Origin of the sequence: Lysinibacillus parviboronicapiens (assembly GCF_003049605.2) — a bacterium.
GTDB classification, from domain to species: domain Bacteria; phylum Bacillota; class Bacilli; order Bacillales_A; family Planococcaceae; genus Lysinibacillus; species Lysinibacillus parviboronicapiens.
In genome coordinates this window covers 3,754,241-3,775,000 of record NZ_CP073713.1, presented here as the reverse complement: position 1 = coordinate 3,775,000, position 20,760 = coordinate 3,754,241, and the positions used below count along the sequence as shown (strand labels likewise).

Here is a 20,760-nt window from a genome sequence, read left to right as displayed (position 1 = left end):
TGCGTTGAAGTCAGACCGGAAGGACTGGTGGAGCGCTTAGAAGTGAGAATGCCGGTATGAGTAGCGAAAGACGGGTGAGAATCCCGTCCACCGTATGACTAAGGTTTCCTGAGGAAGGCTCGTCCGCTCAGGGTTAGTCGGGACCTAAGCCGAGGCCGATAGGCGTAGGCGATGGACAACAGGTTGATATTCCTGTACCACCTCCTCACCGTTTGAGAAATGGGGGGACGCAGTAGGATAGGGTAAGCGCGCCGTTGGTTGTGCGCGTCCAAGCAGTAAGGCGTGTGTGTAGGCAAATCCGCACACTGTAACGTTGAGCTGTGATGGCGAGTCCTTTAAGGACGAAGTTCCTGATTTCACACTGCCAAGAAAAGCCTCTATCGAGGTGAGAGGTGCCCGTACCGCAAACCGACACAGGTAGTCGAGGAGAGAATCCTAAGGTGTGCGAGAGAACTCTCGTTAAGGAACTCGGCAAAATGACCCCGTAACTTCGGGAGAAGGGGTGCTCTTGAGCGTGCAAGCGCATGAGAGCCGCAGTGAATAGGCCCAGGCGACTGTTTAGCAAAAACACAGGTCTCTGCAAAACCGTAAGGTGACGTATAGGGGCTGACGCCTGCCCGGTGCTGGAAGGTTAAGAGGAGTGGTTAGCGCAAGCGAAGCTGCGAATTGAAGCCCCAGTAAACGGCGGCCGTAACTATAACGGTCCTAAGGTAGCGAAATTCCTTGTCGGGTAAGTTCCGACCCGCACGAAAGGCGTAACGATCTGGGCACTGTCTCAACGAGAGACTCGGTGAAATTATAGTACCTGTGAAGATGCAGGTTACCCGCGACAGGACGGAAAGACCCCGTGGAGCTTTACTGTAGCCTGATATTGAATTTTGGTACAACTTGTACAGGATAGGTAGGAGCCAGAGATCTCGGAGCGCCAGCTTCGAAGGAGGCGTCGGTGGGATACTACCCTGGTTGTATTGAAATTCTAACCCATGCCCCTTAGCGGGGCAGGAGACAGTGTCAGGCGGACAGTTTGACTGGGGCGGTCGCCTCCTAAAAGGTAACGGAGGCGCCCAAAGGTTCCCTCAGAATGGTTGGAAATCATTCGTAGAGTGTAAAGGCACAAGGGAGCTTGACTGCGAGACCTACAAGTCGAGCAGGGTCGAAAGACGGGCTTAGTGATCCGGTGGTTCCGCATGGAAGGGCCATCGCTCAACGGATAAAAGCTACCCCGGGGATAACAGGCTTATCTCCCCCAAGAGTCCACATCGACGGGGAGGTTTGGCACCTCGATGTCGGCTCATCGCATCCTGGGGCTGTAGTCGGTCCCAAGGGTTGGGCTGTTCGCCCATTAAAGCGGTACGCGAGCTGGGTTCAGAACGTCGTGAGACAGTTCGGTCCCTATCCGTCGTGGGCGTAGGAAATTTGAGAGGAGCTGTCCTTAGTACGAGAGGACCGGGATGGACACACCGCTGGTGTACCAGTTGTCTTGCCAAAGGCATCGCTGGGTAGCTATGTGTGGACGGGATAAGTGCTGAAAGCATCTAAGCATGAAGCCCCCCTCAAGATGAGATTTCCCATTACGCAAGTAAGTAAGATCCCTCAAAGACGATGAGGTAGATAGGTTCGAGGTGGAAGTGTGGTGACACATGGAGCTGACGAATACTAATCGATCGAGGACTTAACCAAAATGTTTGAAACATTCAATGTACCGTTTATCCAGTTTTGAAAGAACAACATCTTTCTACATAGGGTTTCAAGATACAAGTAGTTCGAGAAAGCGATGGAAGCTGACAAAGAAATACGGCGTATATTGGAAGCCGACAATAGTCTAGTGATGATGGCAAAGAGGTCACACCCGTTCCCATACCGAACACGGAAGTTAAGCTCTTTAGCGCCGATGGTAGTTGGGGGCTTCCCCCTGTGAGAGTAGGACATCGCTAGGCATAATACCCAGGAGGATTAGCTCAGCTGGGAGAGCATCTGCCTTACAAGCAGAGGGTCGGCGGTTCGAGCCCGTCATCCTCCACCATATGCCGGTTTAGCTCAGCAGGTAGAGCAACTGACTTGTAATCAGTAGGTCGTGGGTTCGATTCCTATAGCCGGCACCATAGTTTTGAGCCATTAGCTCAGTTGGTAGAGCATCTGACTTTTAATCAGAGGGTCGAAGGTTCGAGTCCTTCATGGCTCACCATTTAAATTGCCAACAAAATATGCGGGTGTGGCGGAATTGGCAGACGCACTAGACTTAGGATCTAGCGCCGCAAGGCGTGGGGGTTCGACTCCCTTCACCCGCACCATTTTTTAGAATTTCATAATTGCCAGGATAAATAAATCTTATGCACATGCGGAAGTAGTTCAGTGGTAGAACACCACCTTGCCAAGGTGGGGGTCGCGAGTTCGAACCTCGTCTTCCGCTCCAACATGTGCCGGGGTGGCGGAACTGGCAGACGCACAGGACTTAAAATCCTGCGGTAGGTGACTACCGTGCCGGTTCGATTCCGGCCCTCGGCACCATTTTTATTCTAGTAAATAGCGCCCGTAGCTCAATTGGATAGAGCGTCTGACTACGGATCAGAAGGTTGTGGGTTCGACTCCTGCCGGGCGCGCCATATATATTTCGGAATGTAGCTCAGCTTGGTAGAGCACTTGGTTTGGGACCAAGGGGTCGTAGGTTCGAATCCTGTCATTCCGACCATTATTTTGGGGCCTTAGCTCAGCTGGGAGAGCGCCTGCCTTGCACGCAGGAGGTCAGCGGTTCGATCCCGCTAGGCTCCACCATAAAATTATAACCAGTTATAAAGATCCTGGCGGCGTAGCTCAGCTGGCTAGAGCATTCGGTTCATACCCGAAAGGTCGTGGGTTCGACTCCCTCTGCCGCCATCTTAAAGGACCTTTAGCTCAGTTGGTTAGAGCAGACGGCTCATAACCGTCCGGTCGCAGGTTCGAGTCCTGCAAGGTCCACCATTTATATATTGTTACGGAGGTATACCCAAGTCTGGCTGAAGGGATCGGTCTTGAAAACCGACAGGCGGGTAACACCGCGCGGGGGTTCGAATCCCTCTACCTCCTCCAGTTTTAAATTTTATAAATGGTGTTCTAAAAAACTCGGTATAATTAACATTCATATTGTCGCGGGGTGGAGCAGTGGTAGCTCGTCGGGCTCATAACCCGAAGGTCGTTGGTTCAAATCCGGCCCCCGCAACCAAATGGTCCCGTGGTGTAGCGGTTAACATGCCTGCCTGTCACGCAGGAGATCGCCGGTTCGATCCCGGTCGGGACCGCCATTTTTATAATAAGAGGTTCATGTAAGCAAAAAGATCGAAGAAGCAAACGAGTGCATGAAGGAGCGTACTTACAGTACGTGACTGAATAAACGAGAGTGGCTGATAAAGATATTTGCAGCTTAGCATGGAACGTATGGGTCAGTAGCTCAGTTGGTAGAGCATTAGATTGAAGCTCTAAGTGTCGGCGGTTCGATTCCGTCCTGACCCACCATACATGCGGGTGTAGTTTAATGGTAAAACCTCAGCCTTCCAAGCTGATGTCGTGAGTTCGATTCTCATCACCCGCTCCAAATGGGCCTATAGCTCAGCTGGTTAGAGCGCACGCCTGATAAGCGTGAGGTCGATGGTTCGAGTCCATTTAGGCCCACCATTATTCCGAAGTAGCTCAGTTGGTAGTAGCACCTGACTGTTAATCAGGTTGTCGCAGGTTCGAGTCCTGCCTTCGGAGCCATTTTTTTATTTACGGGGAAGTACTCAAGAGGCTGAAGAGGCGCCCCTGCTAAGGGTGTAGGTCGGGTAACCGGCGCGAGGGTTCAAATCCCTCCTTCTCCGCCATTGGCCCCTTGGTCAAGCGGTTAAGACACCGCCCTTTCACGGCGGTAACACGGGTTCGAATCCCGTAGGGGTCATACTAAAGCACAGTAGATGTAAAACATCTACTGTGCTTTTTTTATGAAGAAAAATATAAAAGAAGCTTCAAAGAATTATAGTATTGGAAAAAGTAGGAGAAGCTTGTCGAGGTAAAGTAACTGCAACTGGGCTCTATGCCGAAGTGCAAGTATTATTTATTGGTGGAAGTCAAGTGTTCCAAAATTACTTACAAAATATATTTATTAGATTCCAAACAGTGTTGTCCTTTTAGAAATAAAAAATCGTCTAACTAAAGATAGTAGACGATTTTTTTATTATCCTCGTGCTAGCATTCTTTCGAGTGAACTACGGGCTTCTTTTGCAATATGGGGGTCCACTTGAATGCGATTATGTGGCTTTCCCTGTTCAATACTTTCAAGTGACCACAGCAGATGTGGGAGATCAATTCGATTCATTGTAAGACAAGGACAAAAATTCTTATTCAACGAGATAATCTGTTTATCTGAATGGTGTAACATCATACGATTAACTAGATTCATTTCTGTGCCGATTGCCCATGCAGAACCGCTAGGGGCATTATTAATAGTATCAATAATGTATTTCGTTGAGCCTGCATCATCCGCTGCCGCAACAACTTCACGGCTACATTCCGGATGCACGATAATGCGCATATTTGGATGTGCCTGACGAACCATTTCTGTATGTTGCACGGTAAAGCCTTCGTGGACGGAACAATGTCCTTTCCATAAAATTACTTGAATGTTTTCTGACGACTGTTCTGTCTCAAGGGTATTGGTATGTGGATTCCAAACAGCCATATTTTCAAGAGGTACGCCCAAATCATAAGCGGTATTTCTACCTAAATGCTGATCGGGTAGAAATAAAATACGTTGCTTTTGACTAAATGCCCATTTTACCATTTCCTTTGCGTTGGAGGATGTTACACATGCGCCTCCATAATGTCCTGTAAATGCTTTTATTGCCGCAGTCGAATTGACATATGTTAACGGTATAATCGTATCACCGAAAAGTTGCTGTAAGATGGACCATGCTTGTTCTGTTTGATAAATGTCTGCCATGTCTGCCATTGAGCAGCCTGCTCGCATATCTGGCAAGTAGACATGCTGTTTCTCAGTGGTTAACATATCGGCTGTTTCAGCCATAAAATGTACCCCACAGAAAACGATATGCTTGGCTTCCTTATTTGCAGCAGATAATTGCGCGAGCTGTAAAGAATCTCCTGTAGCATCAGCAAATTGAATCACTTCGTCTTTTTGATAATGATGGCCAGGAATAAAAAGCTGACGACCCAGTTTCTTTTTAATAGCTAGAATGCGAGATTCCATGTCAGTTCTTGATAGTGTTCGATAATGCTCTGGGAGTAGGGTAGCTTGTTGTAATAAACTAGTTATTGACAAGTGGATGATCTCCTTTCATTTGTACAAGTGCGCTAATATCAAACGCTTTTACCGAATGAGTTAGTGCGCCAAGTGAGATCCATTGGATACCAGATTCTGCATAGGCATGTAGATTATCTAGCGTAATCCCACCGGATGCCTCCGTAGCGATATGCGCAGGAACGGCTGGGAGCCATGCCTGTATTTCTTCTGGCGTTCGATTATCAAACATAATAATATCAGCACCTGATGCAATGGCTTCTTTCAATTGATCTTTTGTTTCAATTTCTACTTCAATTTTTACCGTATGACCAACTTTGCTACGAGCAGCTTGCACAGCTTTTGAAATGCTCCCTGCAAAAGCAATATGGTTATCCTTTAGCATAATTGCATCGTATAATCCACTGCGATGATTAAAGGCTCCACCTACCCGTACTGCATATTTATCGAGCATACGTAATCCAGGTATCGTTTTACGGGTATCGCAAATTTTTGCTCCTGTCCCTGCTGTTTCACGAACAGCTAAGTTGGTAGCTGTAGCGATGGCAGACATACGCTGAATGAGATTCAAAATGACACGCTCACCAATTAATAATTTTTGTAGAGGTCCTTTGACAATAGCGAGTAAATCACCTGTATTTACTGCATCACCATCTTTTTTATGCAAAATGATATCCATCGAGGAATCCAGTAGTAGAAAACCGTGCTCGATGATAAGTGCTCCACAGAAAATACCACTATCTTTCGCATAAAAGGAAAAAGTCCCTTTTTGATCAGCTGTAAAGATAAGTTCGCTTGATAAATCGCCATCCCCAATGTCTTCGTTATAAAATTGCTTGAGCATTTCCTCTAGTTTGATGATATTCATATAATGTATTCCTCACTTTCATCTGTCCATGTTCAAAAATAATCCAGCGTTGAGCCCATAGTCTATCTTTATTTGGTTTGTCACTACGAATATGAGCTCCTCGCGTTTCTTTTCGTGTCAGTGCAGCATTTACCATCAATGAAGCGACAATATGCATCATATAAAGTTCAAGTTCCTGTTGACCCAGTCCACTTATCTCAACATGTTGAAGGGTTTGCAATGGTGGCAATTGTTTTGCGAATTGCTGCATATCTTGAGGATTGCGTATAATACCTAGCGCATGCATCATAGTTTGCTGTAAATGTTCTTTTGCTAATAGTGAAGGTATAGCTTGCTGATGAGCTTTGTGAATGACAGTGAAATTGTATTGCTTGCAGCCTGTTTGTAAGATGGCATGTGCCATCTTTTGTCCAAAGGCAATACCTTCTAGCAAGGAGTTACTCGCTAAACGATTTGCACCATGAACGCCCGTACAAGCGACTTCACCAACAGCATAGAGATTTGGAATCGATGTTCTTCCGATGTCATCAGCGATAATACCACCCATTAAGAAATGGCTACCTGGTGCAACAGGAATTAAGCCATGCTGTATATCCACACCATTGTCAGCGCAAAGTTTCGCTATCGTAGGAAATTTTTTTTCAAATTGTTGAATGGCAGAAATATCAATATATGTTTCGTGTCCGGTAACTCGTTTTTTAAACAAAGTATAGGCTGTAATATGACGCGGTGCTAAATCAAGTTGTGGATGTACACCTTTCATGATTGGTCGGCGCTGTGCATCGACAAAAATCCCACCAGCTCCTCGAACTGCTTCTGAGACAAGTCCTTTTGCTTCGCCATTGCACCATAGTAGGCTTGGATGAAATTGCATAAACTCCATATCACTGATTGCTGCGCCCGCACGGAATGCAAGTGCAATACCGTCACCGGTGTTAATCGCATAATTAGTGCTACTTGGATAAAGGGCCCCAGCGCCGCCTGAAGCAATAATTACGTGATGAGCAAAATATCGCTTTGTACCATGTGTTCCTTGTGTAAGTACGCCGATACAAGCACCGTCCGTATTTAGTAGAAGTTCATAAGCCATTTCATAACAATTAATAACGACGTTCGAAGGAAGTTGTTTGAGCAAGTAATCAATAAATACTTGCCCTGTACGATCCCCACCAGCATGTAAAATGCGATGATGACTATGTGCGCCTTCTAACCCGAGAGCTGGTTCACCAGATGCCTCTCGATCGATGGGCAGGTCATCCATTAGGAACTGCTGTATAATTTTTGTACCATCATTAATAAGCGCTTCAACATGGTTCTTTTCATGATGGTCTTCGCCAGCAGTCAAGGTATCTGCAATATGATAAGCCGTATTATCTTCTGGTTTAGTGACGGCCGCAATACCACCTTGTGCACGATAAGAACTGCTCATATCAACAGAAGATTTCGTAACAATCTGTACTTGTAACTGCTGTCCGAGTAGTCTAGCGGCTTGAAGTGCTGCAATACCGCTGCCAATAATGAGTACATCTATCTTTACATCCATAGCTATACCTTCTTTACAGTTGTCTTGACACATATCTTTACATAAAATATAAAAGAAAACAAGACCCTAAGTAAATTGAGAGGATGAGAATACGATGATTTATATGGATTACGCAGCAACATCACCAATGTCTGCCTCAGCGCTCAAGGCTTATTGTGAAGTAGCGGAACGTTATTATGGAAACAGTGCGAGTTTACATGACTTAGGAGGACAAGCACATTATTTTGTTGAAAAGGCAAGAGCAATAGTAGCCACTGCCCTAAACGTTAAAAGTGATGGCATAATTTTTACAGGGAGTGGAACTGAGGGGAATTTGCTGGCGATTGTATCACTTGCTTTGGCTTCAAAGAAAGGAAAACATATTATTTCTTCACAAGCAGAACATACTTCAGTTCATGCGGCATTAAATACACTTGAGAAAATGGGATTTGTTGTGACAAAATTACCCTTACAACGAAGTGGTAGTATTCATGTAGAGCAATTACGCGAAGTGTTAAGAGATGATACAGCGCTTATAACTATCCAACATGTTAATTCAGAATTAGGGGCAATTCAACCTATAGATGAAATTGCAGCTTTGGCTAAGGAATCTGATATATATTTTCATGTAGATTGCGTACAATCATTTTGTAAAGTTACTTTTGCACAACAGGTGGATGCTATGACAGTTTCAGCACATAAAATTGCTGGACCAAAAGGCTGTGGGGCTGTTTATATTAATCCCAAAATTTGTGTACCTGCATTAACACCAGGTGTGACTCATGAGCGCGGCTTAAGAGGGGGAACACTGGATACGCCAGCTATCGTAGCATTTGCAACTGCAATAGAAGATTTTCATTACAAGCTACAAGATTATGAGGCATTACGTCTTTATTTACAAGAAAATTTACCAACTACATGTCGTATGATCGAATGTGGGGAGCAACTACCAAATATATGTGGTATTGTGATGGATAAAGTAGAAGGACAATATGTTTTATTAAGATTAAATGAAGCGGGTATATGCATATCTACAGGTAGTGCATGTGATATTCATAGCGAGTCTGGCACGAAAGCAATTTTATCGATGGGCTATACTATGGAAGAAGCTCGCCAATTTTTCAGAATATCCTTTGGTCCAAAAACTACATTTAAAGAAATTGACCAATTATTAGCAGCCCTTACTAATATTTAGAATAATAATGCTAAATAACGTATAGGATAAAAAATTAAAATGTATGAGCAATGTAGTACCTACAAAAAATATTAAAATACTCAGGCATTCTAACAAGACGTATCGTTAAGGCCTGAGTTCTACTGTATTTAACTTCTTTCAGCAGAAGTCTCCCACCTCTATAGGTGGTGAGATGAATGCGGATTTAAGTTGCTTTTCAGGGTGTACAAACATCCGCTAAAATAAGTTAAAGCCTCCGGCGGATGTCACGGAAATCGAAAAGGAGTTCTTTGTGCAAGCACAAAGCCGATTCCGGACGTAATAATGTCGAGGCATTATTGATTACTAATAGAGTAAATATTTAACATAGCAACTACAAAACATTTTTTTGATGTAAATAAAAATGTTTTCTTTTGAAAAAACAATTGTTATAATGATTAGCAGAGTGATAAATTCTCTTACATGACAAAAATATCTTTAAAAAGTAATAATTTCTTTTTTTTATAAAAAAGTGTTGCACAATGTAAGAAAACGTTATACAATAATTCTTGTCTTGAAGGACAGGTAAACAACTTCAAAACACAAAGAACTTTAAGATATAAGTAATACATAGTATGTTAAAGATGAAGTAGAGTCTAGTGATGATGGCAAAGAGGTCACACCCGTTCCCATACCGAACACGGAAGTTAAGCTCTTTAGCGCCGATGGTAGTTGGGGGCTTCCCCCTGTGAGAGTAGGACATCGCTAGGCATAATACCCAGGAGGATTAGCTCAGCTGGGAGAGCATCTGCCTTACAAGCAGAGGGTCGGCGGTTCGAGCCCGTCATCCTCCACCATATGCCGGTTTAGCTCAGCAGGTAGAGCAACTGACTTGTAATCAGTAGGTCGTGGGTTCGATTCCTATAGCCGGCACCATAGTTTTGAGCCATTAGCTCAGTTGGTAGAGCATCTGACTTTTAATCAGAGGGTCGAAGGTTCGAGTCCTTCATGGCTCACCATTTAAATTGCCAACAAAATATGCGGGTGTGGCGGAATTGGCAGACGCACTAGACTTAGGATCTAGCGCCGCAAGGCGTGGGGGTTCGACTCCCTTCACCCGCACCATTTTTTAGAATTTCATAATTGCCAGGATAAATAAATCTTATGCACATGCGGAAGTAGTTCAGTGGTAGAACACCACCTTGCCAAGGTGGGGGTCGCGAGTTCGAACCTCGTCTTCCGCTCCAACATGTGCCGGGGTGGCGGAACTGGCAGACGCACAGGACTTAAAATCCTGCGGTAGGTGACTACCGTGCCGGTTCGATTCCGGCCCTCGGCACCATTTTTATTCTAGTAAATAGCGCCCGTAGCTCAATTGGATAGAGCGTCTGACTACGGATCAGAAGGTTGTGGGTTCGACTCCTGCCGGGCGCGCCATATATATTTCGGAATGTAGCTCAGCTTGGTAGAGCACTTGGTTTGGGACCAAGGGGTCGTAGGTTCGAATCCTGTCATTCCGACCATTATTTTGGGGCCTTAGCTCAGCTGGGAGAGCGCCTGCCTTGCACGCAGGAGGTCAGCGGTTCGATCCCGCTAGGCTCCACCATAAAATTATAACCAGTTATAAAGATCCTGGCGGCGTAGCTCAGCTGGCTAGAGCATTCGGTTCATACCCGAAAGGTCGTGGGTTCGACTCCCTCTGCCGCCATCTTAAAGGACCTTTAGCTCAGTTGGTTAGAGCAGACGGCTCATAACCGTCCGGTCGCAGGTTCGAGTCCTGCAAGGTCCACCATTTATATATTGTTACGGAGGTATACCCAAGTCTGGCTGAAGGGATCGGTCTTGAAAACCGACAGGCGGGTAACACCGCGCGGGGGTTCGAATCCCTCTACCTCCTCCAGTTTTAAATTTTATAAATGGTGTTCTAAAAAACTCGGTATAATTAACATTCATATTGTCGCGGGGTGGAGCAGTGGTAGCTCGTCGGGCTCATAACCCGAAGGTCGTTGGTTCAAATCCGGCCCCCGCAACCAAATGGTCCCGTGGTGTAGCGGTTAACATGCCTGCCTGTCACGCAGGAGATCGCCGGTTCGATCCCGGTCGGGACCGCCATTTTTATAATAAGAGGTTCATGTAAGCAAAAAGATCGAAGAAGCAAACGAGTGCATGAAGGAGCGTACTTACAGTACGTGACTGAATAAACGAGAGTGGCTGATAAAGATATTTGCAGCTTAGCATGGAACGTATGGGTCAGTAGCTCAGTTGGTAGAGCATTAGATTGAAGCTCTAAGTGTCGGCGGTTCGATTCCGTCCTGACCCACCATACATGCGGGTGTAGTTTAATGGTAAAACCTCAGCCTTCCAAGCTGATGTCGTGAGTTCGATTCTCATCACCCGCTCCAAATGGGCCTATAGCTCAGCTGGTTAGAGCGCACGCCTGATAAGCGTGAGGTCGATGGTTCGAGTCCATTTAGGCCCACCATTATTCCGAAGTAGCTCAGTTGGTAGTAGCACCTGACTGTTAATCAGGTTGTCGCAGGTTCGAGTCCTGCCTTCGGAGCCATTTTTTTATTTACGGGGAAGTACTCAAGAGGCTGAAGAGGCGCCCCTGCTAAGGGTGTAGGTCGGGTAACCGGCGCGAGGGTTCAAATCCCTCCTTCTCCGCCATTGGCCCCTTGGTCAAGCGGTTAAGACACCGCCCTTTCACGGCGGTAACACGGGTTCGAATCCCGTAGGGGTCATACCAAAAAGCAGTAGATGTAAAATACATCTACTGCTTTTTTTTTATGATGCTTTTTAAATCTAATACAATAGTTGCTCTATAAACGCCTCGTTTGTTGTTCCCAATCCAAGTCATTGTCATATTGAGTGGTAAATTCGGTAAAGCGTTTCAATTTTTCTCCTTAACTTTTCCACCGACTATTATCTATTAGCAAGAGTCGTTATGAGATTTGTTTATTGTGAATGTTAGGTGTAGTTGTACTAAATATTATCGTTAATAAGAAAGCTTTTAACAATTGTTTAATCAAAAGTTGATTCTTATGATCATCTTCTTTGTCAATCCATCTCAAAATATTTCTATTTGCTAATTGTTTACTATATAATTAGACAAATATTCCATGGTAAAACTCGATAATATTGGTATATCCTTTGGAATAAATCCATCTTTCTTTTATAATAGAGATGAATAGAATTAATAGGAGGTTATTAATGTGAAAAAAAAGCAAAGTAAATGGATTGTGAGTACAGCATCTGCTGCCTTAATTGCGACAGCTGTTGTTCCTACTGCAAGTGCAGCCTCCTTTACAGATATTGCAAAGAGTGACCATAAAGAGGGAATTTTAGCACTAGCAGATGCAAAAATTGTAGGTGGATATACTGACGGTACATTTAGACCCAACGCTACTCTTACACGTGGTAATGTCACTAAATTTTTAGGGAAATGGCTTGTATCAGAACACTATCAAGTGCCAGCAGATTACAATAAAAAAGTACGTTTTACAGACTTGCAGCCTGCATCTACAAAAGATAAAGAGTTACTACAATATGCAGCACTTATATACGATACTGGTATTTCCAAAGGTACTAATAACAAGTTATCGCCTTCCGAAAATATTACACGTGAACAAATGGCTTCTTATTTAGTAAGTGCTATTGAAACAGTTTATGATATCGATTTAATTGCGAAGTATAAAGAAGAAAACTATAAATCTTCTATTACAGATTTAAAAAATACCTCAATAGAAAATCGTGAGGCAGTTATTGCACTAGAGTATGCAAAGATTACAAACGTCAAGGCATTTAATCCAGCGAACACATTAACACGTGGCCAATTTGCGTCTTTTTTACATCGTACTATGACAAATATCGATGATATGATAAAAGAACATGCTTTACTCATCCAAACGGTTAAAGTTGTAGATGCCAATACACTACAAGTTACATTAACAGATGGGACAAGCCATAAGGTAACATTAGCAACGCCACTTACTGAAAATGTGGAGACAAAGGTAGATTTTAAAATTAACGATAAATCTTATTCAGCTGTTGTTACATATGAAGTCAATGAGCTAAAGGTGCAATCGATTGAGGGCATCAACGCCTCTCAAATCAAAGTTGTTTTCAACCTAGCAATTGACCCGCTCTCTGTAGTAAAAGCAGATGGAAAATTACAGGATAATATTGTGGCTTTCTCTAATGTGGATACTTTAAGAGCACTATCAATTGTGAAAACAGAAATTAGTACTGATAGAAAATCAGTCATCTTTACAGTAAATGAGCCATTAAAAGGTACACATCGTTATGTGTTAAATAACATCAAGTCTGAAAAAGGCTTACTGCTTACAAAAGCTGATGCAAATTTTGTCGTTGCTGGGGATACACAACCACCTACTATTCTGGGAACAACGCAAGGAAACAACTCGTCAATCGTAAAAGTCCAGTTTTCCGAGCCGATGGCAGCATTCCAAAATGAACGCATTCAATTTACATTACCAAATGGAACAAGAGTAATGAATGTAACGGGCAGTATTGAACAAAACTCAACTGAAGCAACCTTTGATTTATCAGCTGCAACAGTGAATGGTAGTTATTTAACACCAGGTACAGCTATGCAGATTACATTCGTAGCGGCTACAGATTTGTCAGGAAATATAATTTCTCCAAACCCTGCCACTGTAACAGTGAAAAAAGGAGATAAGGATGGTATTCCACCAACATTATCTTCTGTCATACAAACTGGTCCAAATACATTCCAGTTACTATTCTCAGAAGAGATTCAACCACTTTATGGATATGATCTTTTAATTAAAAGCGGACAGACTTCTTTATCCGTGAACAAAATAGAGAAAGATCCTAAAAATGGTCGCTTAATCAATGTGACGGTTGATCCAAAAAATATACTTCAAGGAATTACTACTATTGGAACAGCAGCTGGTCGTGTCATTACCGACTTATCAGGTGAAGCGGCCACTTTCTCAACAGTGTATAACTTTATAAGAGATGATAAAGCGCCTGTTTTAATAAGTTCTGAAATTGTTTATGAGGATAATGTTGAATATTTACAATTAACGTTGGATAAACCTGTCCAGTTAGGATCTTACGCAAAAGCTTCATTTACGGGAAGCTATATGAATAATCACATTTTGTATGAGGTATCAAGAGGATCTCAAGGTGATATTCATACCGTAAAAGATCAACCTACAAAATTACGTGTTAAAATTGCAGGTCTGCTAGGCCCTTACGATACAAAGGGAGCTCTTTACGATGGCAAACTAACTTTATTTAATGTTACAAATTTATACGGTGTGCCTATTAATGAAGTGCAAAATGTAAAATTCACACGTAATGGTGATTTAAGTGTTAATGGTAATAAACTGGCCTTAACGCAGTACAACCCAATTCAAACATCTGCGACAGATTATTCTATTAAAGATAATAATATTGTTTATTTAAACTTCAATTATCCTGTTGATCCGGCACTTGCTCAAAACGTGCAAAATTATAGTATTGATAATGCTCAGGTAGAAAGTGCAGTTGTAGAAGCATCCAATTTAAATCGTATTAAACTCACAGTGAAAAAAGATTCGAATTATTTTAATGGTACACGAAATTTCACGATTAAAGGCTTAAGAGCAGCAAACTCTATGGAAGCATTCGATGAGGTGCGAACAACAGTTAATCTTAAAGAAAATATTGCACCAAAGGTTGTGACTGTTAATGTTAGCAATTCACAAACATTGGAGGTTGTGTTCAGTGAGCCAGTAATAAACGTTAATAATATGGACTTTAATATTAATGTGAATGGTTCTTCGCTAGCAGCAAGTACCTATGCACAAGGCAATGATAGAGTGCTGATTACAATATCTCAGAGTGGGTATTTATTTGAAAACGGTAGAAGTGTTACGATACAAGCTTCACCAAGTAATGCTATTATGGATTCTAATGGCAATAAGTTAGATTTCACTTTACAAACAATTACAGTACAAAGATAAATAATAGGGATTCACAAGGCTTTCTGAGTGAAAATATTTGTTTTCTCTAAAGTCAATGACCTGGCGTTGGCCATACTAAAAATGCAGTAGATATAAATCTTATCTACTGCATTTTTTTATGTATAAATCATAACAGAAAGCCCTGATTTTCGTTTTCTCGATCCATTCATGGGCGATAAACGGCGCTTTATTATACTGAACAGTTGGGGGAACTAAAAATTCCTTCTGCTGTTATAGAAAATGACGATAACGCCGTTTTCAAAAGCAAAAGGAATTTAGGGAAATTAATAATCTTATCGAGTGCTGCAAACAACTGGGAAAAGAAGTTTGAAACGTTTGTGTAACTTACTTGCTACTGTGTGTTAATTTAATAGATTTTACGTCCCTTACCAAAAGGAATGCATAATGGGGTACCAAAAATCGGGTCTTCGGTCATTTGACATTCAAGATCAAAAACATGCTTCACCAACGAGGTAGTCATGATCTCCTCAGGCTTTCCTTGTTTAAACACCGCACGATCACGAACGGTAATGATGTGATCAGCATAGCGACATGCCAGATTAATATCATGAAGGACCATAATGATTGTCCGATTTTGTTGCTGATTTAAAACGTATAGCAAATCTAACACTTCTATTTGATGTGTTAAATCCAAGTAAGTTGTTGGTTCATCTAATAAAATTATATCTGTATCCTGTGCAAGTGTCATTGCAATCCATGCACGTTGACGTTGACCACCTGACAGCTCATCTACGGGTTTATCTTGAAGATGTTCAACACCCGTTGCTTTTAATGCATTTAACACTATTTCTTCATCTTGTTGTGTCCATTGCTTGCGCCAACTCTGATGAGGATAGCGGCCTTGTTTAACAAGTTGGAGAACCGTTAAACCTTCTGGTGCTACAGGTGACTGAGGAAGAATGGAAAGTTTCTTTGCCACTTGCTTGGTAGATAATGAGAAAATATCCAATCCGTCTAATAGCACAGCTCCATTTTTAGGCTTTAATAATCGAGCTATTGAACGTAACAGTGTGGATTTACCACAACCATTTGCTCCAATTAACACCGTAATCTCATTCATTGGAATAGCCAAATCTAGATTTTCAATGATGTTGGTATCTCCATAACTAAGTGTAAGTGATTTGGTTTCTATAGATTCAGTCATGCAATCTGACTCCTTTATTTTCTAGGGTTTCTAAATAATAAATAGATGAAATAAGGAGCACCAATGGCAGCAGTAAATACACCAGCTGGTACTTCTAACGGGCTAAATGCTGTACGCCCAATAATATCTGCAACCATAACGAGTAATGCGCCAATTGCTGCGGATGTTGGCATTAAAACGCCAAATGATGGACCTACAATACGTCGAGCAATATGTGGTGCCATTAAGCCTACAAAGCCTATAGCACCCGCGAAAGAAATGGCGCTAGCTACTAGACTTGCGCTTAATAATATTAACAAGAGACGTGTTTTTTGGACGGTTTGTCCTAAACTAGCAGCCGTATCATCTCCTAATTCTTGAACATTTAATTGTCGTGTAATAAAGAAAGTGATAAGAAGGAGCCCTACAATCAATGGAACAATTATTTGTACCTGTTCCCAGTCTGCACTTTTAACGCTTCCTGTTATCCACTTATTTGCCTCACTTGCTTGATAAATAGGACCAATAATCATCAACATGGTGGTAATGGCTTGCATAAAAGCTGAAACACCAATACCTATCAAAACCAGGCGGTTTGGTGTGACACCATCTTTCCAAGCGAATAAATAAACGATAATGCCAACAAATGTAGCTCCGATAAATCCTGCGAGTGGTAGCCATTCAATACTGACTGTTAAGGAATGATTGGCATCACTAAATAAGGCTAAAAAGCCAACTACTGCAGCTCCACCACCTGCTGAAATCCCAATTATATCTGGAGAGGCTAGTGGGTTTTTAATAATCCCCTGTAAAATAGCACCTGCTACCGCTAAAGCCATACCTGCAAAAGCAGCAATGAAAATTCTAGGCAATCGGAAATCAACAATAATTAATTGATCGAACTCGGAACCCTGACCGATAAAGGCTTGGAACACCTTAACTGGATTAATGAAAGAATCACCCAATGAGGCACTAAAGAAGAAAATAATTACGGCTATAAGGTTTATCACCGTGATTTTCTTAGAGGCTTTCACATCAAGCAAAAAGGAAATTTTATTTTGTAATAATCGAATGGTTTTTAAGTGCTTCATTATTTTTTACCCCCTTTTCGCGCTAGGTAAATAAAGAAGGGTGTGCCAATTATTGCTGTCATGACGCCTACAGGTACTTCTTGTGGCATAATGATATAACGCGCTGCTACATCGGCTAATAATAGAAGTATTCCGCCTAATAGAGCGGCCATTGGGATAAGCCAACGATGGTCTGTTCCAACAAATTTTCGTGCAAAATGAGGAACGACAATCCCGATAAAACCTATAGGCCCAGCAATTGCAACTGAACCACCGGCTAATAAAATAACAATAACACCCACAGCCATTTTCATGAAGCCTAATGGTAAACCTAATCCTCTCGCTACATCATCTCCAAGGGCAAGGACGTTCATTTTGGAAGATATCAGTAAAGCACCAATCCAACCAATGACCAAATAGGGTAGTACCGATAGCAGAATTTCTAATTTTCTACCTTGTACAGAACCAGCTAACCAAAATAATACTTGATCGAGCTCTGCTTCGTTAGTTGCAAGCAGGCCCTGGGTAAAAGAAGCAAATAATGCACTGACAGCTGCTCCAGCTAAGGTTATTTTGACTGGTGTTACGGCGTCTCTATCAGAAGAGCTAATACCGTAAACAGATAGTGCCGCAATTGTGGCGCCTAAAAAAGCAATCCATGCAAAGGATTGCAAATGAGATATATGGAAAAAAATCATCGCAACCACGACTGCAAAGCCGGCTCCTGCATTAATTCCCAGGATCCCAGGTGAGGCTAAAGGATTCTTGGTCAAAGTCTGCATCAGTACACCTGTAATAGCTAAGGAAGCTCCCACGCAAGTAGCTATGAGAGCTCTGGGAATACGAACATTTTGAATAATAATATGTTCGTTAGAATGATTAAAATGAGTAAAAGATTGATAAGTAGTTTGAATGGAGGTATTTGCATAGCCATATACAATACTTATACCCATACAAAGCAGTAACAATAGTGTTCCTACTATTAATGCAATAGTTTTTGAAAAATTAGTTTTTAAAATCATATGAAGTCAAACTCTTTCCTGAATAGATTGTCATTACATATAAACAAAATTATTAAATATTTATTGACAGTAAAAGATTCATACAATATTATTAATATCGTTCTCAAGTAGGTGAAATTGATTCTCATTATCGTTGAATCTGCTTAAACATTCTATCATATACATTGGGGGAAGAAAAGTGCAAAAAGCATTTCAAAAGTTACTAGTATTGCTTGCAGTGATGGCACTATTTGTTTTAGCTGCATGTGGCAATTCTAAGGAAAACACTAAAGAAGAGAGCACAAATGACAGTAAAACATATAGTGTTGAACATTCAATGGGCACAACTGAAATAAAAGACACACCAAAACGTGTTGTTGTATTAACAAACGAAGGAACAGAAGCTATTTTAGCGTTAGGTATGAAGCCTGTGGGTGCAGTACAATCATGGACAGGTGACCCTTGGTATGATCATATTAAGGATCAAATGGATGGTGTTGAAGTAGTCGGCATTGAACATGAAATTAATATTGAAAAAATCGCTTCATTAAAACCTGATTTAATCATCGGTAATAAATTAAGACAAGAAAAGGATTATGCAAAACTAAGCAAAATTGCGCCAACTGTTTTCTCAGAAACATTACGTGGAGATTGGAAAGAAAACTTTAAGCTTTATGCAAAAGCAGTAAATCAAGAAACTAAAGGTGAAGAAGTTTTAAAAGCATACGATGACAAACTTCAAGCTGTTAAAGAGAAGCTAGGCGACAAAACAAATCAAGAAGTATCATTCGTTCGCTTTATGACTGATAAATCTCGAATTTATTATACTGATTCATTCTCAGGTGTTGTGTTTGATGCTCTAGGCTTTAAACGGGTTCCAGCACAAGAAGAATTATTTAAAAACAATGCTAAATTAGGTAATTTAGCGATTGAAGTAGGAAAAGAAGTAATACCAAAAATGGATGGCGATGTAATTTTCTATTTCACTTATACACCAACGGGAGACAATTCAGCATTAGCGACTGAAACAGAATGGACACAAGATCCTCTTTGGAAAAACTTATCTGCTGTACAAAAAGGAAATGCCTACAAAGTTGATGATGTCATATGGAATACAGCTGGTGGTATTCTTGCAGCGAATATAATGCTGGACCAAGTTGAAGAAATTTTTGTCAAATAACATTGACAAAATAACTTACTAAAATTGAAATGCTATACCTCATCCATTGTCGATGTAGGTATAGCGTTTTTTATTTAAAAGTATTAGAAAAGTTTAATTACCTATTATATGGTTTTATGGTATTTTGAGTTTGATATCTATTTAAGCTAAGATGATGATAGAACAAATATTAGGAGGATCTAGATGGATGACAAAATAATGTGGGTTGCAAATCAACAATATCATTTACAGGAGAACCTAGAACAAGTAGGACATCTGCTGCATAATTTTACGATGGAACAGGTGAATCGCGTCGGGAGATTTCATCGTTCCTATGAGAAGTTTGAAATGACTCCATTACATAACTTAGATACGTTAGCTTCATTTGTAGGAGTCCGTAATATTTTTGTGAAGGATGAGTCTTATAGATTTGGCTTAAATGCCTTTAAAGTGTTAGGTGGTATTTATGCGATTGGGCAGTACGTTGCCAAAATATTAGGCAAAAATATTGATGAGCTGTCGTTTGAGGAGTTGAAATCATCTGAGGTAAAGGACCAGTTAGGAGATTTAACGTTTATCTCCACGACAGATGGTAATCATGGACGTGGGGTTGCTTGGGCTGCCAGAGAGCTTGGCTTTAAAGCACGAATTTATATGCCTGAGGGTAGTGCAGCAGAACGCTTACAAAATATTAAGAATGAAGGTGCTTATGCAGAAATTACGACTATGAACTATGATGATACGGTACGTTATACCGCGAAACTTGCGAAAAATAATGGCTGGGTTATCTTACAGGATACAATGTGGGAAGGTTATGAGGAAATACCACTTTGGATTATGCAAGGCTATACAACACTTGTAAAAGAAGCGGTGGATCAGCTGGAAAAGCCTCCTACACATGTATTTTTACAAGTGGGAGTAGGGTCTTTTGCAGGTGCGGTTGTGGCTTATTTAACGCAATGTTATGTACAAGAAATTACATTTGTTTTAGTAGAGCCTTATGCGGCAAATTGCTTCTATGAAAGCTTTAAACAAGGAGCACCCCATTATGTAACAGTTGGAGGGGACATGCAAACTATTATGGCCGGGCTTGCTTGTGGAGAACCGAATCCAGTGGCCTGGGAAATTTTAAAAACCTATACGAAGATTGGAATTTGCTGTCATGAAACTGTTGCTGCCACTGGTATGAGAGTGTTAGGTAATGCCATTGGCACAGATCCTCGTATTATTGCAGGGGAATCAGGTGCAGCACCTTTTGGATGTTTTTACGAATTGATGACAAATGAGCATTATACAGAACTAAGAGATGGTGCTTTAAAAATAGACGAGCATTCCCGTGTATTGTTTTTCAATACAGAAGGTGATACAGATGCAGAAAACTATCGTAATATTATGTGGCATGGTAAATATGCAAAATAGTAAAAGAAGGCATCTCAAAGATAAATTGAGATGCCCTTTTTTGTCACCAAGTAATCTTATAGTAAAATCGCGTATTTGGATATGTCTAAAAAACGACTGAAAATGTTCATTTATTCCCTTGACATTGACGTTGCGTAAAGGTTTAGAGTATGGGTAGTGGAGGTG

Annotated in this window: 11 protein-coding genes, 40 tRNA genes and 3 rRNA genes (1 of these 54 running past the window's edge); 48 read left to right on the top strand and 6 right to left on the bottom strand. The window is 41.6% G+C overall.

The window, feature by feature from the left end; all coding sequences use genetic code 11:
* The 23 genes from C9J31_RS18350 to C9J31_RS18240 all read left to right on the top strand — a co-directional run.
* A 23S ribosomal RNA gene (locus C9J31_RS18350) occupies positions 1-1,680 on the top strand; it begins 1,249 nt to the left of the window's first position.
* Between the two features lie 141 nt (positions 1,681-1,821).
* Positions 1,822-1,937, top strand: a 5S ribosomal RNA gene (gene rrf / locus C9J31_RS18345).
* Between the two features lie 10 nt (positions 1,938-1,947).
* A tRNA-Val gene (locus C9J31_RS18340) sits at positions 1,948-2,023 on the top strand.
* Positions 2,024-2,026: 3 nt separating this feature from the next.
* Positions 2,027-2,102: transfer RNA gene (locus C9J31_RS18335), tRNA-Thr, on the top strand.
* Between the two features lie 7 nt (positions 2,103-2,109).
* Positions 2,110-2,185, top strand: a tRNA-Lys gene (locus C9J31_RS18330).
* Positions 2,186-2,206: 21 nt separating this feature from the next.
* Positions 2,207-2,291 (top strand) — tRNA-Leu (locus C9J31_RS18325).
* A 47-nt stretch (positions 2,292-2,338) separates the two neighbouring features.
* Positions 2,339-2,413: transfer RNA gene (locus tag C9J31_RS18320), tRNA-Gly, on the top strand.
* Positions 2,414-2,419: 6 nt separating this feature from the next.
* A tRNA-Leu gene (locus C9J31_RS18315) sits at positions 2,420-2,508 on the top strand.
* Positions 2,509-2,526: 18 nt separating this feature from the next.
* Positions 2,527-2,603, top strand: a tRNA-Arg gene (locus C9J31_RS18310).
* 9 nt (positions 2,604-2,612) lie between these two features.
* A tRNA-Pro gene (locus C9J31_RS18305) sits at positions 2,613-2,689 on the top strand.
* 7 nt (positions 2,690-2,696) lie between these two features.
* Positions 2,697-2,772, top strand: a tRNA-Ala gene (locus tag C9J31_RS18300).
* A gap of 28 nt (positions 2,773-2,800) precedes the next feature.
* Positions 2,801-2,874 (top strand) — tRNA-Met (locus C9J31_RS18295).
* A 7-nt stretch (positions 2,875-2,881) separates the two neighbouring features.
* A tRNA-Ile gene (locus C9J31_RS18290) sits at positions 2,882-2,958 on the top strand.
* 15 nt (positions 2,959-2,973) lie between these two features.
* Positions 2,974-3,066, top strand: a tRNA-Ser gene (locus C9J31_RS18285).
* A 58-nt stretch (positions 3,067-3,124) separates the two neighbouring features.
* Positions 3,125-3,199, top strand: a tRNA-Met gene (locus C9J31_RS18280).
* A 3-nt stretch (positions 3,200-3,202) separates the two neighbouring features.
* Positions 3,203-3,278 (top strand) — tRNA-Asp (locus tag C9J31_RS18275).
* A gap of 135 nt (positions 3,279-3,413) precedes the next feature.
* Positions 3,414-3,489 (top strand) — tRNA-Phe (locus C9J31_RS18270).
* A 5-nt stretch (positions 3,490-3,494) separates the two neighbouring features.
* A tRNA-Gly gene (locus C9J31_RS18265) sits at positions 3,495-3,568 on the top strand.
* Positions 3,569-3,571: 3 nt separating this feature from the next.
* Positions 3,572-3,648, top strand: a tRNA-Ile gene (locus tag C9J31_RS18260).
* Positions 3,649-3,652: 4 nt separating this feature from the next.
* Positions 3,653-3,729 (top strand) — tRNA-Asn (locus C9J31_RS18255).
* A gap of 13 nt (positions 3,730-3,742) precedes the next feature.
* Positions 3,743-3,833: transfer RNA gene (locus tag C9J31_RS18250), tRNA-Ser, on the top strand.
* Between the two features lie 2 nt (positions 3,834-3,835).
* A tRNA-Glu gene (locus tag C9J31_RS18245) sits at positions 3,836-3,907 on the top strand.
* Between the two features lie 83 nt (positions 3,908-3,990).
* Entirely contained in the window at positions 3,991-4,140 is a 150-nt protein-coding gene (locus C9J31_RS18240) for a hypothetical protein (protein ID WP_193767222.1), read from the top strand.
* A gap of 43 nt (positions 4,141-4,183) precedes the next feature.
* Here the strand turns inward: C9J31_RS18240 and nadA are convergent, their stop codons facing one another.
* The 3 genes from nadA to nadB are packed head-to-tail and all read right to left on the bottom strand — an operon-like array spanning position 4,184 to position 7,677.
* Entirely contained in the window at positions 4,184-5,287 is a 1,104-nt protein-coding gene (gene nadA / locus C9J31_RS18235) for a quinolinate synthase NadA (protein ID WP_107951734.1), read from the bottom strand.
* Positions 5,274-6,134: a carboxylating nicotinate-nucleotide diphosphorylase gene (gene nadC, locus C9J31_RS18230; protein ID WP_107951735.1), complete on the bottom strand. Its 861-nt coding sequence runs from the start codon at positions 6,132-6,134 to the stop codon at positions 5,274-5,276. The genes nadA and nadC overlap by 14 nt, the downstream gene beginning before the upstream one ends.
* A complete protein-coding gene (gene nadB, locus C9J31_RS18225; RefSeq protein WP_107951736.1) occupies positions 6,091-7,677 on the bottom strand; it encodes an L-aspartate oxidase in 1,587 nt (528 codons plus the stop codon). The genes nadC and nadB overlap by 44 nt, the downstream gene beginning before the upstream one ends.
* A gap of 94 nt (positions 7,678-7,771) precedes the next feature.
* Between nadB and C9J31_RS18220 the strand changes: the two genes are divergently transcribed.
* The 23 genes from C9J31_RS18220 (at position 7,772) to C9J31_RS18110 (ending at position 14,802) form a co-directional block, all read left to right on the top strand.
* A complete protein-coding gene (locus C9J31_RS18220; RefSeq protein ID WP_338016405.1) occupies positions 7,772-8,851 on the top strand; it encodes a cysteine desulfurase family protein in 1,080 nt (359 codons plus the stop codon).
* A gap of 613 nt (positions 8,852-9,464) precedes the next feature.
* Positions 9,465-9,580 (top strand): 5S ribosomal RNA (rrf, locus tag C9J31_RS18215).
* Between the two features lie 10 nt (positions 9,581-9,590).
* Positions 9,591-9,666: transfer RNA gene (locus tag C9J31_RS18210), tRNA-Val, on the top strand.
* A 3-nt stretch (positions 9,667-9,669) separates the two neighbouring features.
* A tRNA-Thr gene (locus tag C9J31_RS18205) sits at positions 9,670-9,745 on the top strand.
* 7 nt (positions 9,746-9,752) lie between these two features.
* Positions 9,753-9,828: transfer RNA gene (locus C9J31_RS18200), tRNA-Lys, on the top strand.
* Positions 9,829-9,849: 21 nt separating this feature from the next.
* Positions 9,850-9,934, top strand: a tRNA-Leu gene (locus C9J31_RS18195).
* A 47-nt stretch (positions 9,935-9,981) separates the two neighbouring features.
* A tRNA-Gly gene (locus tag C9J31_RS18190) sits at positions 9,982-10,056 on the top strand.
* 6 nt (positions 10,057-10,062) lie between these two features.
* Positions 10,063-10,151 (top strand) — tRNA-Leu (locus C9J31_RS18185).
* A gap of 18 nt (positions 10,152-10,169) precedes the next feature.
* Positions 10,170-10,246, top strand: a tRNA-Arg gene (locus tag C9J31_RS18180).
* Between the two features lie 9 nt (positions 10,247-10,255).
* Positions 10,256-10,332: transfer RNA gene (locus C9J31_RS18175), tRNA-Pro, on the top strand.
* Between the two features lie 7 nt (positions 10,333-10,339).
* Positions 10,340-10,415: transfer RNA gene (locus tag C9J31_RS18170), tRNA-Ala, on the top strand.
* A 28-nt stretch (positions 10,416-10,443) separates the two neighbouring features.
* Positions 10,444-10,517, top strand: a tRNA-Met gene (locus C9J31_RS18165).
* A gap of 7 nt (positions 10,518-10,524) precedes the next feature.
* A tRNA-Ile gene (locus C9J31_RS18160) sits at positions 10,525-10,601 on the top strand.
* A gap of 15 nt (positions 10,602-10,616) precedes the next feature.
* Positions 10,617-10,709: transfer RNA gene (locus C9J31_RS18155), tRNA-Ser, on the top strand.
* A 58-nt stretch (positions 10,710-10,767) separates the two neighbouring features.
* Positions 10,768-10,842, top strand: a tRNA-Met gene (locus C9J31_RS18150).
* A 3-nt stretch (positions 10,843-10,845) separates the two neighbouring features.
* Positions 10,846-10,921: transfer RNA gene (locus tag C9J31_RS18145), tRNA-Asp, on the top strand.
* Positions 10,922-11,056: 135 nt separating this feature from the next.
* Positions 11,057-11,132 (top strand) — tRNA-Phe (locus C9J31_RS18140).
* 5 nt (positions 11,133-11,137) lie between these two features.
* Positions 11,138-11,211: transfer RNA gene (locus C9J31_RS18135), tRNA-Gly, on the top strand.
* A gap of 3 nt (positions 11,212-11,214) precedes the next feature.
* Positions 11,215-11,291, top strand: a tRNA-Ile gene (locus C9J31_RS18130).
* 4 nt (positions 11,292-11,295) lie between these two features.
* A tRNA-Asn gene (locus tag C9J31_RS18125) sits at positions 11,296-11,372 on the top strand.
* A 13-nt stretch (positions 11,373-11,385) separates the two neighbouring features.
* Positions 11,386-11,476: transfer RNA gene (locus tag C9J31_RS18120), tRNA-Ser, on the top strand.
* 2 nt (positions 11,477-11,478) lie between these two features.
* Positions 11,479-11,550, top strand: a tRNA-Glu gene (locus C9J31_RS18115).
* Positions 11,551-12,021: 471 nt separating this feature from the next.
* Complete coding sequence (locus C9J31_RS18110; protein ID WP_107951487.1) at positions 12,022-14,802, top strand: S-layer homology domain-containing protein; 2,781 nt, start codon at positions 12,022-12,024, stop codon at positions 14,800-14,802.
* A gap of 367 nt (positions 14,803-15,169) precedes the next feature.
* Here C9J31_RS18110 and C9J31_RS18105 read toward each other — a convergent pair whose 3' ends face one another.
* Genes C9J31_RS18105 through C9J31_RS18095 form a run of 3 tightly spaced genes read right to left on the bottom strand, consistent with a single transcriptional unit; the run spans position 15,170 to position 18,038 of the window.
* A complete protein-coding gene (locus C9J31_RS18105; RefSeq protein WP_054767222.1) occupies positions 15,170-15,967 on the bottom strand; it encodes an ABC transporter ATP-binding protein in 798 nt (265 codons plus the stop codon).
* A 14-nt stretch (positions 15,968-15,981) separates the two neighbouring features.
* Positions 15,982-17,037: a FecCD family ABC transporter permease gene (locus tag C9J31_RS18100; protein ID WP_107951488.1), complete on the bottom strand. Its 1,056-nt coding sequence runs from the start codon at positions 17,035-17,037 to the stop codon at positions 15,982-15,984.
* On the bottom strand, positions 17,037-18,038 hold the full coding sequence (locus C9J31_RS18095) for a FecCD family ABC transporter permease (protein ID WP_107951489.1): 1,002 nt from the start codon (positions 18,036-18,038) through the stop codon (positions 17,037-17,039). Before C9J31_RS18095 ends, C9J31_RS18100 begins: the two co-directional genes overlap by 1 nt.
* Positions 18,039-18,216: 178 nt before the next feature.
* Between C9J31_RS18095 and C9J31_RS18090 the strand changes: the two genes are divergently transcribed.
* A complete protein-coding gene (locus C9J31_RS18090; RefSeq protein WP_107951490.1) occupies positions 18,217-19,197 on the top strand; it encodes an ABC transporter substrate-binding protein in 981 nt (326 codons plus the stop codon).
* Positions 19,198-19,380: 183 nt separating this feature from the next.
* Complete coding sequence (gene dpaL / locus C9J31_RS18085) at positions 19,381-20,595, top strand: diaminopropionate ammonia-lyase (RefSeq protein ID WP_107951491.1); 1,215 nt, start codon at positions 19,381-19,383, stop codon at positions 20,593-20,595.
* The last annotated feature ends 165 nt before the right edge of the window (positions 20,596-20,760 follow it).